Source organism: Aristaeella hokkaidonensis (assembly GCF_018128945.1).
Classification (GTDB): domain Bacteria; phylum Bacillota; class Clostridia; order Christensenellales; family Aristaeellaceae; genus Aristaeella; species Aristaeella hokkaidonensis.
In genome coordinates, this window is sequence record NZ_CP068393.1 from 2,580,979 (window position 1) to 2,595,676 (window position 14,698).

12 protein-coding genes are annotated in these 14,698 nt (G+C 57.6%); 2 read left to right on the forward strand and 10 right to left on the reverse strand.

Annotated elements, in window-relative coordinates; translation table 11 throughout:
- Positions 1-8: 8 nt before the first annotated feature.
- The 10 genes from htpG to JYE49_RS11855 form a co-directional block, all read right to left on the reverse strand.
- Positions 9-1,904: a molecular chaperone HtpG gene (gene htpG / locus JYE49_RS11810; protein ID WP_093957291.1), complete on the reverse strand. Its 1,896-nt coding sequence runs from the start codon at positions 1,902-1,904 to the stop codon at positions 9-11.
- A gap of 163 nt (positions 1,905-2,067) precedes the next feature.
- A complete protein-coding gene (recA, locus tag JYE49_RS11815; RefSeq protein ID WP_093957290.1) occupies positions 2,068-3,204 on the reverse strand; it encodes a recombinase RecA in 1,137 nt (378 codons plus the stop codon).
- Positions 3,205-3,433: 229 nt separating this feature from the next.
- Entirely contained in the window at positions 3,434-4,639 is a 1,206-nt protein-coding gene (locus tag JYE49_RS11820) for a DNA-methyltransferase (RefSeq protein ID WP_093957289.1), read from the reverse strand.
- Positions 4,640-4,771: 132 nt separating this feature from the next.
- Positions 4,772-5,272 (reverse strand): hypothetical protein, encoded by a 501-nt coding sequence (locus tag JYE49_RS11825; RefSeq protein ID WP_093957288.1) that lies wholly within the window; start codon positions 5,270-5,272, stop codon positions 4,772-4,774.
- 23 nt (positions 5,273-5,295) lie between these two features.
- A complete protein-coding gene (locus JYE49_RS11830) occupies positions 5,296-6,684 on the reverse strand; it encodes an MATE family efflux transporter (protein WP_283399380.1) in 1,389 nt (462 codons plus the stop codon).
- A 4-nt stretch (positions 6,685-6,688) separates the two neighbouring features.
- Positions 6,689-7,771 (reverse strand): metallophosphoesterase, encoded by a 1,083-nt coding sequence (locus JYE49_RS11835; protein WP_093957286.1) that lies wholly within the window; start codon positions 7,769-7,771, stop codon positions 6,689-6,691.
- Positions 7,772-7,880: 109 nt separating this feature from the next.
- A complete protein-coding gene (locus tag JYE49_RS11840) occupies positions 7,881-8,111 on the reverse strand; it encodes a purine biosynthesis protein PurH (RefSeq protein WP_093957285.1) in 231 nt (76 codons plus the stop codon).
- Positions 8,112-8,128: 17 nt separating this feature from the next.
- The gene (gene pulA / locus JYE49_RS11845; RefSeq protein WP_179217326.1) at positions 8,129-10,735 is read right to left on the reverse strand and encodes a type I pullulanase; all 2,607 of its coding nucleotides are present in this window, start codon (positions 10,733-10,735) and stop codon (positions 8,129-8,131) included.
- Between the two features lie 131 nt (positions 10,736-10,866).
- Positions 10,867-11,982 (reverse strand): CapA family protein, encoded by a 1,116-nt coding sequence (locus tag JYE49_RS11850; RefSeq protein WP_093957283.1) that lies wholly within the window; start codon positions 11,980-11,982, stop codon positions 10,867-10,869.
- Between the two features lie 18 nt (positions 11,983-12,000).
- Positions 12,001-12,693: a histidine phosphatase family protein gene (locus tag JYE49_RS11855; RefSeq protein WP_179217325.1), complete on the reverse strand. Its 693-nt coding sequence runs from the start codon at positions 12,691-12,693 to the stop codon at positions 12,001-12,003.
- A 142-nt stretch (positions 12,694-12,835) separates the two neighbouring features.
- Here JYE49_RS11855 and JYE49_RS11860 point away from each other — a divergent pair, with 142 nt between their 5' ends.
- Both JYE49_RS11860 and JYE49_RS11865 read left to right on the forward strand, forming a co-directional pair.
- Positions 12,836-13,915, forward strand: coding sequence for an O-acetyl-ADP-ribose deacetylase (locus JYE49_RS11860; protein ID WP_093957281.1), 1,080 nt, complete (start codon positions 12,836-12,838; stop codon positions 13,913-13,915).
- Between the two features lie 102 nt (positions 13,916-14,017).
- On the forward strand, positions 14,018-14,668 hold the full coding sequence (locus JYE49_RS11865; protein ID WP_093957280.1) for a vWA domain-containing protein: 651 nt from the start codon (positions 14,018-14,020) through the stop codon (positions 14,666-14,668).
- Positions 14,669-14,698 lie beyond the last annotated feature (30 nt).

A 14,698-nucleotide genomic window follows, 5' to 3' on the forward strand; every position in this document is an offset into this window, starting at 1 on the left:
ATAACAGGTTATTTGACCAGCATAGCCAGCAGCTTGCGGCTGCGGTCCAGGAAGGTGGTGATTTCTTCTGCTTCCAGCGGCTGGGCTGCCATACGGGCAAGGTCGTAGACCTGGCAGCAGAGCATCTTGGTGGTTTCGTCCTCCGGATCCCGCTGGGCCAGCGCCTGCACGGTGGCATTGCGGCGGTTCAGCACCAGAGTGAAGCTGTCCGGGATCGGGAAGTTCTGGCCGTAAAGGCGGCTCATTTCCTTGTAGCGGCGCATCTGCTCGTCTTCCGTGACCATGGCGGTCATATCCGCGTCGCCCAGGGATTCCAGCTTCACTTCCAGGCTATCCTTGCCCAGGGCGCCCCGGAACAGGGTCTGCAGCTTGTCCGCGTCCAGATCCTTGCCTTCCTCGGATTCCTCCTTCAGGCCGTCGATATCCGCGTCCACCCGGGCGAAGGTCACCCGGTCTTCCTCCTTGCCCTGGTATTCCATGAAGGACATAAAGTTGCCGTCAATCAGGGTGCTCATGACTGCGACCTCAATGCCCCGGTCCGTATACAGCTTGACGGAAGCCGCCTGGCGCTTTTCGTCGTTGGTGTAATAGACCTTCTTGTCAGTCTTGTCGAAGTTGGCAGCCTTGTATTCCGCAATGGTGGAGTACTTGCCGTCAGTCTTCTTCATGAGGATGGAATCCTTCACCATGTCGAAGAACTTGCTGTCCTTGATGCAGCCGTACTTGACGAAGGGTGCGATATCGTCCCAGTAGCCTTCGTAGGTCTCCCGCTCGGTGTTCATCAGGCTGTTCAGCTTGTCCGCCACCTTCTTGGTGATGTGGGCGCTGATTTTCTTCACGTAGCCGTCGTTCTGCAGGAAGGAACGGCTGACGTTCAGGGGCAGGTCGGGGCAGTCGATGACGCCCTTGAGCAGCATCAGGAATTCGGGGATGACTTCCTTGATGTTGTCCGCCACGAAGACCTGGCCCGCAAAGAGCTTGATCTGGCCTTCATGGGTGCCGAAATCGTTCTTCAGTTTCGGGAAATACAGGATGCCCTTCAGGTTGAAGGGATAATCCACGTTCAGGTGAATCCAGAACAGCGGATCGTCAAAGTCCATGAAGACCTTGTGGTAGAACTCCTTATACTCCTCATCCGTGCAGTCCGAAGGCTTTTTCAGCCACAGGGGAGCAGTCTCGTTGATCTGCTGGGGCTTCGGAACCTCGATGACCTTTTCGGTCTTCGGCGTGCCGTCCTCATTCTTCTCGTCCCCGACGGGAACATCCTTTTCCACGGGCTTCGCGTTGGCATCCTCCAGCATCACCGGATAAGCCATATAGCCGCAGTAGCGGTTCAGGACCTCCCGGACCTTCCACACATCCAGGAATTCCTTTTCCTCATCCGTAATATGCAGGATGATATCCGTGCCGTGGGCCTTACGCTTGCCGCCGGAAAGCTCGAAGCTCATTCCGTCTTCAGATACCCAGTGAACCGGATCCGCCTCGCCCTCACTGCTGAGGGTCTGGATCTCCACCTTGTCACTGACCATGAAGACAGAGTAGAAGCCCAGGCCGAAGTGGCCGATGATATCGCCCTTCTCCTCCGGTTTCTCGTTCTCAAACTGCTTCATGAACTCCGCGGCGCCGGAGAAAGCCACCTGGTTAATGTACTTACGGACTTCATCCGCGGTCATGCCGATACCGGTATCAGCAATCCGGATCTCCTTCTTTTCTTTATCCACGGTGACGGTCACGCTCATGGCTTCCTCACTGTCCGGATGCAGCATCCGGAACTTGGTGATAGCGTCGCAGGCGTTGGAAACCGCCTCCCGCAGGAAGATATCCTTGTCAGAATACAGCCAGCGCTTAATGACCGGCATTATATTTTGCGCGTCAATCGATACGGAACCTTTTTCTTTCTTCATTGCTATATACCCCCAGACAATACAATCATGAAAAATGCTGCCCGGCAGTCCTTTGCCGGGCCTCAATCCTTTTGACACACGTATTTTAGCACCCTGATACATGAATTGCAAGAAAAAATTAGCACTCTCGTGTCGAGAGTGCTAATCCGGTTTGTTCGGTAAATCAGATGTCCTCATCCAGCAGGGCGAGATCGTCCTCTTCTTCCTGCTTCTGGGCTTCCACGGCCTTGGCTTCGTCCGGAGTCAGATCCTTGGGCGCAAAGAGGATGGCGCGAACCTTCTGGTCGATCTCCGCGGTCAGTTCCGGATGCTCACGCAGGTAGATGCGGGCATTATCCCGGCCCTGGGCCAGGCGCTGATCCCCGTAGGAGAAGAAGGCGCCGCTCTTGGTGATGATGCCGTATTCCACGGCCATATCCAGCAGGGTGCCTTCCTTGCTGATGCCTTCACCGTAGATGATATCGAACTCGGCAACGCGGAAAGGCGGAGCCACTTTATTCTTGACCACCTTGACCTTGGTGTGGTTACCGATGATTTCAGATCCGTTCTTCAGGGCTTCACCCTTGCGGACATCCAGGCGGACGGAGGAATAGAACTTCAGCGCGCGGCCGCCGGGAGTCGTCTCCGGGTTACCGTACATCACGCCGACCTTTTCACGCAGCTGGTTGATGAAGATCGCCACGCAGCCGGTCTTGTTGATCACGCCGGTCAGCTTACGAAGGGCCTGGCTCATCAGGCGGGCCTGCAGGCCCACGAAGGAGTCACCCATTTCACCGTCGATTTCAGCCTTCGGCACCAGGGCAGCCACGGAGTCAATAACCACCACGTCCAGCGCGCCGCTGCGCACCAGCGCTTCGGTAATCTCCAGGGCCTGCTCACCGGTATCCGGCTGGGAAACGTAGAGCTCGTCAATTTTGACGCCCAGCTTCTTCGCGTAAAGGGGATCGAGGGCGTGCTCCGCGTCCACGAAAGCGGCGATACCGCCGGCTCTCTGCGCCTCCGCCACCACATGCAGGGCAACGGTGGTTTTACCGGAAGATTCCGGTCCGTAGATCTCAACGATCCGGCCCCGCGGAATACCGCCGACGCCCAGGGCATAGTCCAGGGTCAGGCAGCCGGTGGGAATCACGGGGATATCGCGGTTGACCGCATCGGCTCCCATTTTCATCACGGCACCCTTACCGAACTGCTTGTCCAGATCGGCCAGCGCGTGCTCCAGCGCTTTGAGCTTTTCTTCCTGAATGCTGCTGCCTTCGGAGACGGGAGCCTTATCAGCTTTTGCGGGTTTTTTCGCTGCCATGTACAGATCCTCCAATTCAAAATTCACAATTCAAAATACACATTTATCTCTGCAGCGGGAATCACTCCCGCCGGATCTCAGATGTATCGTATCATCGGTTTTCATAAAAGACAAGGGGAACAAACGGATTTGTCCAAATTTCAATTTGGGACAACAAATCCTTTGTTACAGGAGTCCACGATTGTTGAGCCATCAGGCGACAACAGAGTGGGAACGACGATCACACAACTTATTTTATTTCAAATGCCCGGCGGATACCCGCGGCGTCCGTGGTCATAATCGCGGATACCGGTTTTTCCGTCTTCAGGAGCTGCTGCAGTTCCGGATAACGGTAGCTGCGCCGGAAGCACTGATCCGCCCGGAAGACGCCGTCCTCCAGGGTGCCTGTCTCCCAGCTTTCCAGGTTGTCCAGCGGAGTTGTCCGGGCCGGGAAAGCGGGATGGGAGACCTCCAGCCCATCCATCCGGAAGCGGTTCTCCTCGTTCTCCGCCAGCAATTCCGCCTTTCCGCCGCAGGGACAGAGCACCGTCAGGTTCTCCGGTTTCAGCCGGGACAAAGTGATTGCCACGGCTTCCGGATTCAGGTCCAGGCCGGCGAAACGGCAGTCCAGCTTCTGGGCGGCTTCCAGCGCCGTGCCGCTGCCGCAGCACAAATCCACCACCAGGTCCCCGGGATTGGTCACCGGGAGCAGAAGCCGTTCCAGCAGCTTCAGCGGTTTCTGAGTCGCGTATCCGGTGCGTTCCGGATCCCGCTGCTGCAGATGGCTGATATCATTCCAGACGTCTCCGGGATAAACCGGCTCGTCATCATAATAGCGGTACTCCTTGCCGTTGGAGGTGATATAGGAGAAGAGCCGGCCCTGTTCATCCCGGCCGCGGGCCATATGATTCCGTTTCCCGTCCCCGCGGGCCAACGGCACCCGGGTCAGGTCAAAGAAATAGTCTTTGGATTTTGCGTAGAGGAGAATAACGTCATGCTTGCGGGAGAAGTACTTCTTCGCCCGGCCGCCGCTTTCATAGCTCCAGATAATCTCATTGAGGAAACGGGTCTTGCCGAATTCCCGGTCGCACATCAGCCGGGCAGGCGCGGACATGCGCCAGTCCAGATGGAGATAAAAGACGCCGGTATCATTCAGAAGGGTTTTTGCAACGGAAATCACCCGCCGGAGCAGGCGCAGGTACTGTTTCTCACTGGTATACCGGTCTTCATAGGCCGGATAGCGCGGCGCGGGCGTTCCGGTCTTCCAGCCTTTCTCGCCGTACGGCCGGCGGCGCATGAACTTTTCCCCGGTCATAAAGGGCGGATCCACATACACGCACTGTGCCTTTCCGGCCAGTGCCCGGATCTCATCCGGCAGCTTCATCACGCTGCCGCATACCAGCAGGTTTTCACCGTTTCCGAATACTTCCTTTTCCGCCTTCACCTGTTCAAACATGCTTTGGCACCTCCAGTCCCGTCCTCAACCCAAAAACCATTCACCTCAATGAAATCAATAATACCCAGCAAGCTTTGATTTACCTGCTGCATAATGTTTTCCGCATTGTCTGTCAGTAATAATTCTGAATTCTTAATTCTGAATTCTGAATTTCTTTCGCAGTTCTCTCAGTTCTTCCTGTTCTTCCTCCAGCACATCCAGGAACATTGCCTGTTCCTCGCTCTGTGCCAGCAGTTCACCGGCTTCCCGGACCGCTTCAATGAACGCGGGATCCAGCGCGCTTTTTCCCTGCCGCGCCAGCGGACAGACCGCCCGGGCCCGCAGATCCGTCACCACCCGGATTGTCCCGTCATTCCCGATCAGGGGCAGCAGCGGAAAAAGCCGGCAGGAAAGCGGCCGCTCCTCCCGGTCACAGGTTCCGGGGCAGACCACCATATCTCCCTGTGAAGCACGGCGGACAGTCCATCCTTCCCTGTCCGCATAGGCTTCCGCTTCCCCCGGAAAAAGAAGCATGCCCGTCTCCTCCCCCTCCAGGGGACGGCAGCAGCGGGCACCGCAAACACGGCCGCAGTCTTTCTTCAGCGGCGTGACATTTTTCAGTTTTTCCCGGGCAGCAGATACCGCGGCATCCATCTTTCCGCCCTCCTTCAGACAGGTCAGTCAGGCACCGGCGCGGCTCCCAGCTTATCAAGCCGCTTCCTGGCAACGAATATGTAGCAGAGGAAATGGGTCGCGAAGGTCACGAACCACGATACCGGATAGGACATATAAAGGGTCGTCAGGGTATGGTTCTGCGCGAAAACCGTCAGAATCCAGACAATCCGAAGCAGACAGGCCCCAGTCAGGGATACAATCATCGGCATGATGGAATAGCCAATGCCACGCAGCTGTCCGACCATCACGTCCATCAGGCCGCAGAGGAAATAAGTCGGCATGATAACGCTCATACGAATCAATCCGTAGGATATCACCTGCATATCGGAATTATACAGGCTCATGAGCGGTGTTCCGAACAGCCAGACGAGCAGGCCCAGTACAAGCCCGATGACGGTTACGCTGCCCATGCAGCACCAGAGGGTCTTCCGCACCCGGTCCGCTTTCCCGGCTCCGTAATTCTGGCTGGCAAAGGTCATATCCGCCTGGTACTGGGCGTTCATGGAAGTATAGACCAGCCCTTCAATATTGCTCGCCACGCCGTTTCCGGCCACGACCAGGGAACCAAACGTGTTCACAGAGGACTGAATCAGCACATTGGAAACGGAGAAAAGGCTTCCCTGCAGCCCGGCAGGCAGGCCGATCCGTACAATTTCACGCAGGCTTTTGCCGTCAATCCGGCATTCGCTCAGGTTCAGCTGGGTGACGCCGCGGGTACGGAACAGGCACATCAGCACCAGTATCATGCTGACCACCATACTGGCTACCGTCGCAATGGCCACGCCGGCCACATCCATATGGAATACGATCACCAGCAGCAGGTTCAGCAGCACATTCACCAGGCCGGAGATCATCAGGTAAACCATGGGGCGCTTCGTATCCCCGACCGCCCGCATCACCGCCGCACCGAAGGTATACAGCATATTGGCGGGCATTCCCAGGAAGTAAATCTTCACATAGAGCATGGCCCCGTCAATCACGTCCGGCGGGGAATCCATCATCTGCAGAAGCGGCCGGGCCATCACAAAACCAAAGATACCCACACCGATCCCTGTGAACAGCGCCATCGTCATGGCGGTATGCTCCGCCCTGCGCATTGCGCATACATCCCGGGCACCGTAGTACCTGGCAACCACCACGCTGGCTCCGACAGCCAGCCCCATGAATACGTTTACCAGCAGGCTCACCAGCGAGCCGGTGGAGGAAACCGCGGCCAGCGCCTCATGACCGGCATAGTTGCCCACCACGATGACGTCCATCGCGTTGTACAGAAGCTGCAGGATGCCCGTCAGGATCAGCGGGCCCGAAAAGGCAAGAATCCGGGGAAGCAGCGGGCCTTCCGTCATGTTGATTTCACGACGTCCCCGTCCCTCCCGGTGAATACGAAACATGATATTATCTCTCTGCTTTCCTGGTCAGTGTAATCTTTGTGATTACAGGATTGTTGAAGATTCTGCCCGGCTGGTGCTCATAATGGGGATCCGATCCCATGCCAGGGCTGATATATTGAGGAATACCGGAAAGGTAGCTGAGCCCCTGGATCAGGTTATCCTTCGGAAGCCAGCCCAGTTCCGGCACATAAATCGCGCCGACAAAGGGAATACGCCACTGCCCGCCGTTATAATGTCCGGCCAGGATCAGGGACGCGTAACGCATGGAAAACGCGTCGTCCTTTTCCGACCAGGCGATCATATCCGCAACATAATCTTCGCTCAGCGGAGTATGAGTCAGCACCACCTGAACATCTTCGGTCGTGAATTCTTTCTTGATTTCCTTCACGGATTCAATCCGCTGTTTCTCGTATTCCAGCGACCGCATCCGCGCAGCGTCATCCGCCGTCAGTGAGGCAGCCCGGCGGCCCAGTTCATCCGCCTGCTGTTCAAGGGTGCTCTGCATTCCCCGCAGGTCCAATGCGTACAGTTCTTCCGGCACAAGCCAGAGCCGGCCCTTTTCCCGGGTGATCAGCGCGGGCTTATCCAGGAGGATCACCCCGGCCGCCTGGACTTTTTCCGCCCAGTCGGTATATACGGAAAGGCTGCTGTGCGCCCTTGTCTCAATAAACGATCCATCCGTGTCACCGGGGATCAGGTATTTCGGTACATCATGGGGCATGAGGCGGATCAGCTCCAGCAGAGGCTCAACGTCTCCGTCCTCCCCCAGCATATCGCCGGTCATCACCACGCAGGAATACCGCGTATCCCCCAGCACGTTTTTGATGCCCTTCTGTTCTTCGCCAAACCGTGCGCCGTGAAGATCGCTGATATGCAGGATGGAGAAATTCTCCAGGTCCGGCGGCAGGTCCAGGATGGTCAGTTTTTCCTCGTGAAGCAGCACGCTGCGGGCAATCGTAGCGTTAAACGCCCACAGCAAAATGATCAGCAGCGGCAGCAGGATCAGAACCGCGTTGCGGAAATGATGGCTCCGGTTTCTCCTGTTGAGCTCCGAAGCAAAAATGTACTGATTCCTCTCCCGCCGCACGGTTCACACACCTCTTTTCCTGCACCCATTATAGGGGGTTAAAGAGGAATAAGCAAGCCGGGACGGGTGTCAAAAAGCTGCCGGTCGCCCGGCAGCTTTTGGTTTTTCCTTACATCATTTCACATCCGGTTTTTTCCGGACCTTCCCCGCCGGAAACATAGCCGGCACGGAAGGCCGCGTTCACCTCCCGGAGTTCCAGACGGCCTTCAATATAGTCCTCATACATCCGGATGATTCCGGGTGCGCAGCCGTCACAGGCGCCCTCGGTATTCCCGATGGCTTCCGCCACAATAGCCGCCCGTTCCTCCCGGGTTGTGTCCTTAATCAGTATACTTCTCATGCTTTCCTTATCCTTCTTTATTTGGCCCGGACCAGCAGCACCGTACGCTCCGCCGCCGTCACCGTTCCGCTGAGGGTCTGCGTGCCTTCCGGATCGATAGTTTCGTTATACAGCAGTGCCTGCCATTCACCCTCCGGCAGGGTCACCTCCCGGTCAGCTTTGGGATTGACCAGGGCATAGGCAACCAGCTTTTCATCCTCTGTCCAGCGGACTTCGATCGCGTTATCCTCCAGCACCTCACAGGCGATCTCCCCGCCGGTCAGGAACGGATTCGCCTTCCGCATCGCAATCAGGCCGCGGTAGAAATCCCGCATGGCCATATTGGCGCTGCCTGCCGTCAGGTCATCCCAGCGGATATTGTTCACTTCATCCGAAGACTTATAGCTGTTGGAGTCTCCGCCCTTGGAACGCAGCATCTCCTCACCGGCCAGGAAGAAGGGAATACCCTTGCCGATCATAATGATCGAGGTGCCGAAGCGGTTCATCTTCAGCCGGTCCTCCTCCGAATCAACGGAGCAGGAAGTCAGCAGCCGGTCATACAGGGTATGGTTGTCATGGCAGGCCATGTAGTTGATGACGCCGTTGCCCGGCACAGACCAGGATACCATTGTGTTCTTCACACCGCCGGTCAGTCCGAAGACCACCTGTCCGGCCGTATTCTTACTGACGATACCGCTGATATAGCCCCGGTCCTTCGCATTGAACACGCTGCCCTTCAGGCCGTCCCGGATCGCGTCGTTGAACACCGCGACCGCGCCGATGGCGCCTTCGGAAGCCGTAACCTTCTTGATGTTTGCCTGGTTTGCCCGCCGGTTTTCCATCAGGGGCGTCGTACCGCCGGTCCAGCCTTCCCCGTAAATAATCGCCCGGGGATTCACGGCGTGCACCGCGGCCTCGATCTCCTGCATGGTCTGGACGTCATGCAGCGCCATCAGGTCAAAGCGGAAACCGTCCACATGGTATTCCTCCGCCCAGTAGCGGACGGAATCCACCATGTATTTCCGGAACATGGGACGTTCCGAAGCGGTCTCGTTGCCGCAGCCGGACCCGTTGGACCAGCCGCCCCGGTTATCGAAGCGATAGTAGTAATACGGAACAATCCGGTTCAGGCAGGAATTCCCGTCGTAGGTATGGTTATACACCACGTCCATGACCACACCCAGCCCGCTCTGATGCAGTGCCTGCACCATCTGCTTGAATTCCTTAATGCGGACTTCGCCGTGGAACGGATCCGTGGAGTAGCTTCCTTCCGGCACGTTATAGTTCTTCGGGTCATAGCCCCAGTTGAACTGCGGTTCATCGGAGGATTCATCCACGGTGGCGTAGTCGTATACCGGCTGCAGGTGCACATGGGTAATCCCAAGATCCGTCAGGTAGTCAACGCCCGCCGGTTCTCCGGAAGCATTTTTCAGGCCGTGTTCTGTAAAAGCCAGGTACTTGCCCGGATAAGCCGACGAAGCCAGCTTGTTGGAGAAATCGCGGACGTGCACTTCCCAGATCACTGCCTCGTTGTAGGCGTTGATGCTGTCAATGAAAGCATCCTCTCCGAATCCTTCCGGATCCGTGGTGTCCAGGTCAATCACCATGCCCCGGTCTCCGTTCACGCCGACTGCCTTTGCATAGGGATCCACCGCTTCCTGTTCCCCGACAACCGTTGTGACCGAATAAGTATAGTAGGTGCCCGCGCCGCAGGCAGCCTCCGCGCTCCAGACGCCCTTCTCTCCCCGGGTCATCTCCACGCGGTCATACGCTTCCCCGCCGTCACCGGCCTCAAACAGGTTCAGCACCACCCGGGAAGCCGTCGGTGCCCAGACCTTGAAGACGGTGCCGTTTTCCCCGGGTATGGCGCCCAGGTCATCTCCGTCATAGTTGAACTTTTCCGCGAAAGCGGCTGAATCAAAGACATTGGTAGGCACCGCGGTGATCGCGTCATACCCTTCAATCTGCACTGTATAGGAGCGGGTCAGGTCCAGCTCCTCCCCGACGGTGATCTTGCCGGCGATCACGCTGTTGTTCAGGCTGGAAAGACCGGTCACTTCCAGTTTCCTGCCGGTTTCCTGCTCGGTCACCGTCACCTGGTCCATGGACTCGAGCCGTACCGCCGGATTCAGGTAATACTGAATCTGGTTCAGCTCCACAATGCCTGCCATCGTCATTTTCTTCTCCTGGTACAGCGTCACGCCGCCGTCATTGCTCTTGTACTGGTTCTCATCTCCGGGCAGCAGGTAGACCTCTGTTGTGTCCCCGGTGATTTCAGCGTAGCGGTCGCCGTCATAGTCCTTGGTCGCCTCGTCCCAGCTTACTCCGCCGGGATCCGAACACCTGCGGCGGACGATAAAGCCCACCTCGCTGACATCTTCCGGTACGTTCAGCACGACCTTCACCCCGTAGGCGCAGGGATGGAACAGGTACCCGTGGCCGTCCGCGTTGGGATACCAGATCCACATGTCGCAGGTACTGTAATCCGCTTCCTCATCCTGCCAGTAGAAGGTCAGCTGGCGCGTCCCCTCCTCCCGGGGCAGGGTGTATTCCTCCTCCGCCCGGGCCGCGGGCACAGCCTCTGTTCCGCACAGCAGCGCCAGCGCCATCAGCAAAGCGGTCAGCATACACATGATCTTCTTCATCTTCATCCCTCCTGCTGTATGTCAATGTTTCAGAATGCATCCGTTTCTGTCTGGATTATACCATCCTTCCCGGTCCTCAGCAATGCCGGACAGGACAGAAAACCTGCCGGTTTCCCGGCAGGCAGGTTATTTCAATGCTTTACGGAAACGCTGACCACCGCGCCCGCGTCCGGATCAAAGCGGCCCGGAGACACCCCGGTGGATTCCTCCATCTTTTTCAGCACCCGCTCTGCGTCCGCACCCTCCAGCAGCACCGGTGAATAATCGTTGCGCCCGGGTTCACCGGAAACAGAGAGCGGATAGAAACGCAGGGTGATTTCTTCCAGCTCCCCCTCCCGGAAGAAAAGCTCCGCCTGCACTGCCAGCGCGTCGTAATCCTTCGGGTTGGTGTTGCCGCCGAAAACACAGTTGCCCAGGCTGTAGACCACCGGCACACCGTTCCGTTCCTCCCAGCCCTGCACCACATGGGGATGATGGCCGATGATCAGGTCCGTGCCGCAGTCCAGGGCCCGGTTTACAATCTGCTGCTGATAGCCGTCCGGTTCGGACGCGTATTCCGTCCCGGCATGCATCACCGTAATCACTGCCGCGCAGCCGGCAGCATGGAGAAAGTCCGCCCGCTTTGCATAATCCTTCGCCCGGTTGCCGGAAAGCGATCCGGATACGCCCAGGAAGCCAATCATCAGGCCGTCCTCATTCTTCCAGACTGCTGTGCAGTCCGTGCCGAAATAAGCGATACCGGCAGCATCCAGCGCCGCCTTCGTATCCAGGTATCCGGCAGTATCATAGTCATGGGAATGATTGTTGGCCAGGGTGACGCATTCCACGGATCCCGCCTTCAGGATTTCCGTATAGGCCGTGGCCCCTTTGAAATTATAGGTCTTTTTGACTTTGGAAAGATCCCGGTCTGAAAGCACACCCTCCAGATTGGCCACCGTCAGGTCATCCCCCGCCGTAAGGGCTGTCAGGTTCCGGAAGGGATATTCCATCCCGTTCTGCTCAATCACCCGGTTAAACCCCCGGGCCGCGTTCCGGGTTTTCTCCTCCCCGCCGAGGGTACAGTCCCCCAGGAAGGTAATCCGGACCGTGCCGGTATATTCCTGGACAGGAAAGAGCAGCTCCGCCGGATCATTCTCCCCGGAGAAAGCCAGCCACTCGCCGGACGCGGACGCAGAAACAGTCCAGGCCGGCAGCAGAAGCACCACCAGCAGCAGGATTGCTTTCCTCAGTCTGTCCCTTGCGATCATTTTCTGTCCCTCCGGTCCTTACATATCGTTCAGCCGGTGGTAATGAGGGCCGTGAATATGGCGTCCGTCATTGGCCAGTTCCAGGCAGGGCAGCCGCCGGGAGCCCGGATTTTTGTCCAGCCGGATGATGGTGATGCCGGTGAATTCCAGGTGGAACAGTCCGCAGGCATAGGGGAACGGCAGGTTCAGGATATGCCCCATGGCCGCGGCGGAAGAACCGCCATGGCTGAACAGCGCCACCGTCTTCTGCCGGTTGTCCGGCCTCACACACCGGTAAAAAGCACCCTCCCGCTCATAGCCCAGGGAGCGCAGCCATTCGTCCGTCTTTTCCGCCACCATATCCGCGTTTGCGGTCACCTGGTTGTTTTTGAAATACGGATGTTCCCGCCAGCCGGGATTTGTCAGATCCCAGCCTTCCTCCGCCATCAGGTCCGCCAGGTCCCAGGGATGGCCGTTCGACGGAAGCGGGTTTCCGTCCGTGCTGCCCCAGTGCAGCTCCCGCATATAATCCAGGGTCTGCACCGGCCGTTTCAGCAGTTCCGCCGTTGCAGCCGCGGTTTCAGCCGCCCGGCCCAGGGGAGAAGAAAATATCTCTTCAATGCCTTCATTCCGGAGGCGTTCCGCGGCTTCCACCGCTTGCAGTTTCCCCATCTCCGTGAGGCAGTCATGGGCGTAATCCGGTTCACCGTGACGGACAAAGATAATTCTCATACAGTCCTGTGCTCCTCCAGCATCTGATTCTCTTCCTATACGATACAATGAAAACCCTGCCTTGTCGAGTGGAATCCATCCCGGACTTGCACCGCCCGCGAATGCTCTGCTACAATAATCCCAGGAAGGAGAGTGAGTCCTCATGCCCTTCGAAATCGTCAGAAATGATATCACCACCATGAAGGTGGACGCCATCGTCAACGCGGCCAACCGTTCCCTGCTGGGCGGCGGCGGTGTGGACGGCGCCATTCACCGTGCCGCGGGCCCGGAGCTGCTGGCGGAATGCCGCACCCTCGGCGGCTGTGAAACCGGCGAGGCGAAGATTACCAAAGGCTATCGGCTGCCGGCCCGGTATGTGATCCACACCGTCGGCCCCATCTGGCACGGCGGGCACAACGGCGAAAAAGAACTGCTTTCCGCCTGCTACCGTCATTCCCTGGAGCTGGCCGTGGAGAACGGCTGCCAGAGCATCGCCTTTCCCATGATTTCCGCCGGTGCCTACGGCTATCCCGGAGACCAGGCCATGGCGGCGGCCGTGGAAACCATTACCGGCTTCCTGATGAACCATGACCTGATGGTCTATCTTGTCGTATTCGGACGCGACTCCTTCCTGAACAGCAAAAAGCTGTTCCGCGACGTGAAGGAATACATCGACGACGTCTATGCCGAATCCCGCATCCGGAGAAGAAGGGAAAATATCCGTGAAAACCTCTGGCATTCGGATGAAAAGGCCGCGCTGGACTATGACATGGAGATCTGCGAGTCCCTTATGGGGACCTCCTGCTCTGATGCGGCGGAACCGAAAGTCCAGGCGTCCGCCCCGGCTCCCGCTCCCGCTCTTGCTCCCGACTGGGATGAAATCCTGAAGCAGACGGATGAAGGTTTTTCCCAGGCCCTGATCCGGCTGATCGATGAACGCGGCATGACAGACGCTCAGTGCTACAAGAGAGCCAATGTGGACCGGAAGCTGTTCAGCAAAATTCATTCCAACCCGGCCTACAAACCCAGCAAGCCCACCGTGCTCGCTTTTGCGGTAGCGCTGGAACTTACCCTGCCGGAAACCAAATCCCTGCTGAAGAAGGCCGGGTTTGCCCTGACCCGCAGCAGCAAGTTTGATCTTGTCCTGGAATACTGCATCAAACACCGGATCTACAATATCTACGACATCAACGAAGTGCTCTTCGAACTGGATATGCCGCTGCTCGGCTCCGGCATGGGCTGATTTGTCGCCTGCCGGGCGACCCTTTTCCCTCCGGTTTCCGTTATGATCATGATGCAGGGTTGAGAAAGTCCCTGACAGAATACGGACCGGAGGGGTTTTATTATGAAAAAGAATCTGACAGAAATGGTCTTCATCCTTGACAAGAGCGGTTCCATGTCCGGGCTGGAGGCTGATACCATCGGCGGTTTCAACGGCATGATCGAAAAGCAGAAGAAGGAAGAAGGCGAAGCCCTGGTCTCCACCGTACTGTTTTCCGATGAAAGCCACGTCATCCACGACCGGGTGGACCTGCAAAAGATTGAGCCGATGACAGACCGGCAGTATTACGTCGGCGGCTGCACCGCCCTGATCGACGCCATCGGCGGGGCGATCCACCATATCGGCAACGTCCACAAATACGCCCGGGAGGAAGACCGGCCGGAGCACACGATCTTCGTCATTACCACGGACGGCATGGAAAACGCCAGCCGCCACTATACCAGCGACAAGGTCAAGAGCATGGTCAAGCGGCAGAAGGAAAAATACGGCTGGGAGTTCCTCTTCCTGGGAGCGAACATCGACGCCGTGGAGACGGCCGCCCGCTTCGGAATCAATGAGGACCGGGCCGTGAACTTCTGCAACGACGCCCAGGGCCAGGCGCTGAACTATTCCGAGGTTTCTGAAGCAGTCCGGATGGTCCGCAGCTGCGCGCCGCTGGGCCGTGCCTGGAAGCGGAAGATTGAGGAAGACTTCAAATCCAGGAAAGGCGATTAATCATCCGGCCTGTGCACCTGCTGAAAAACA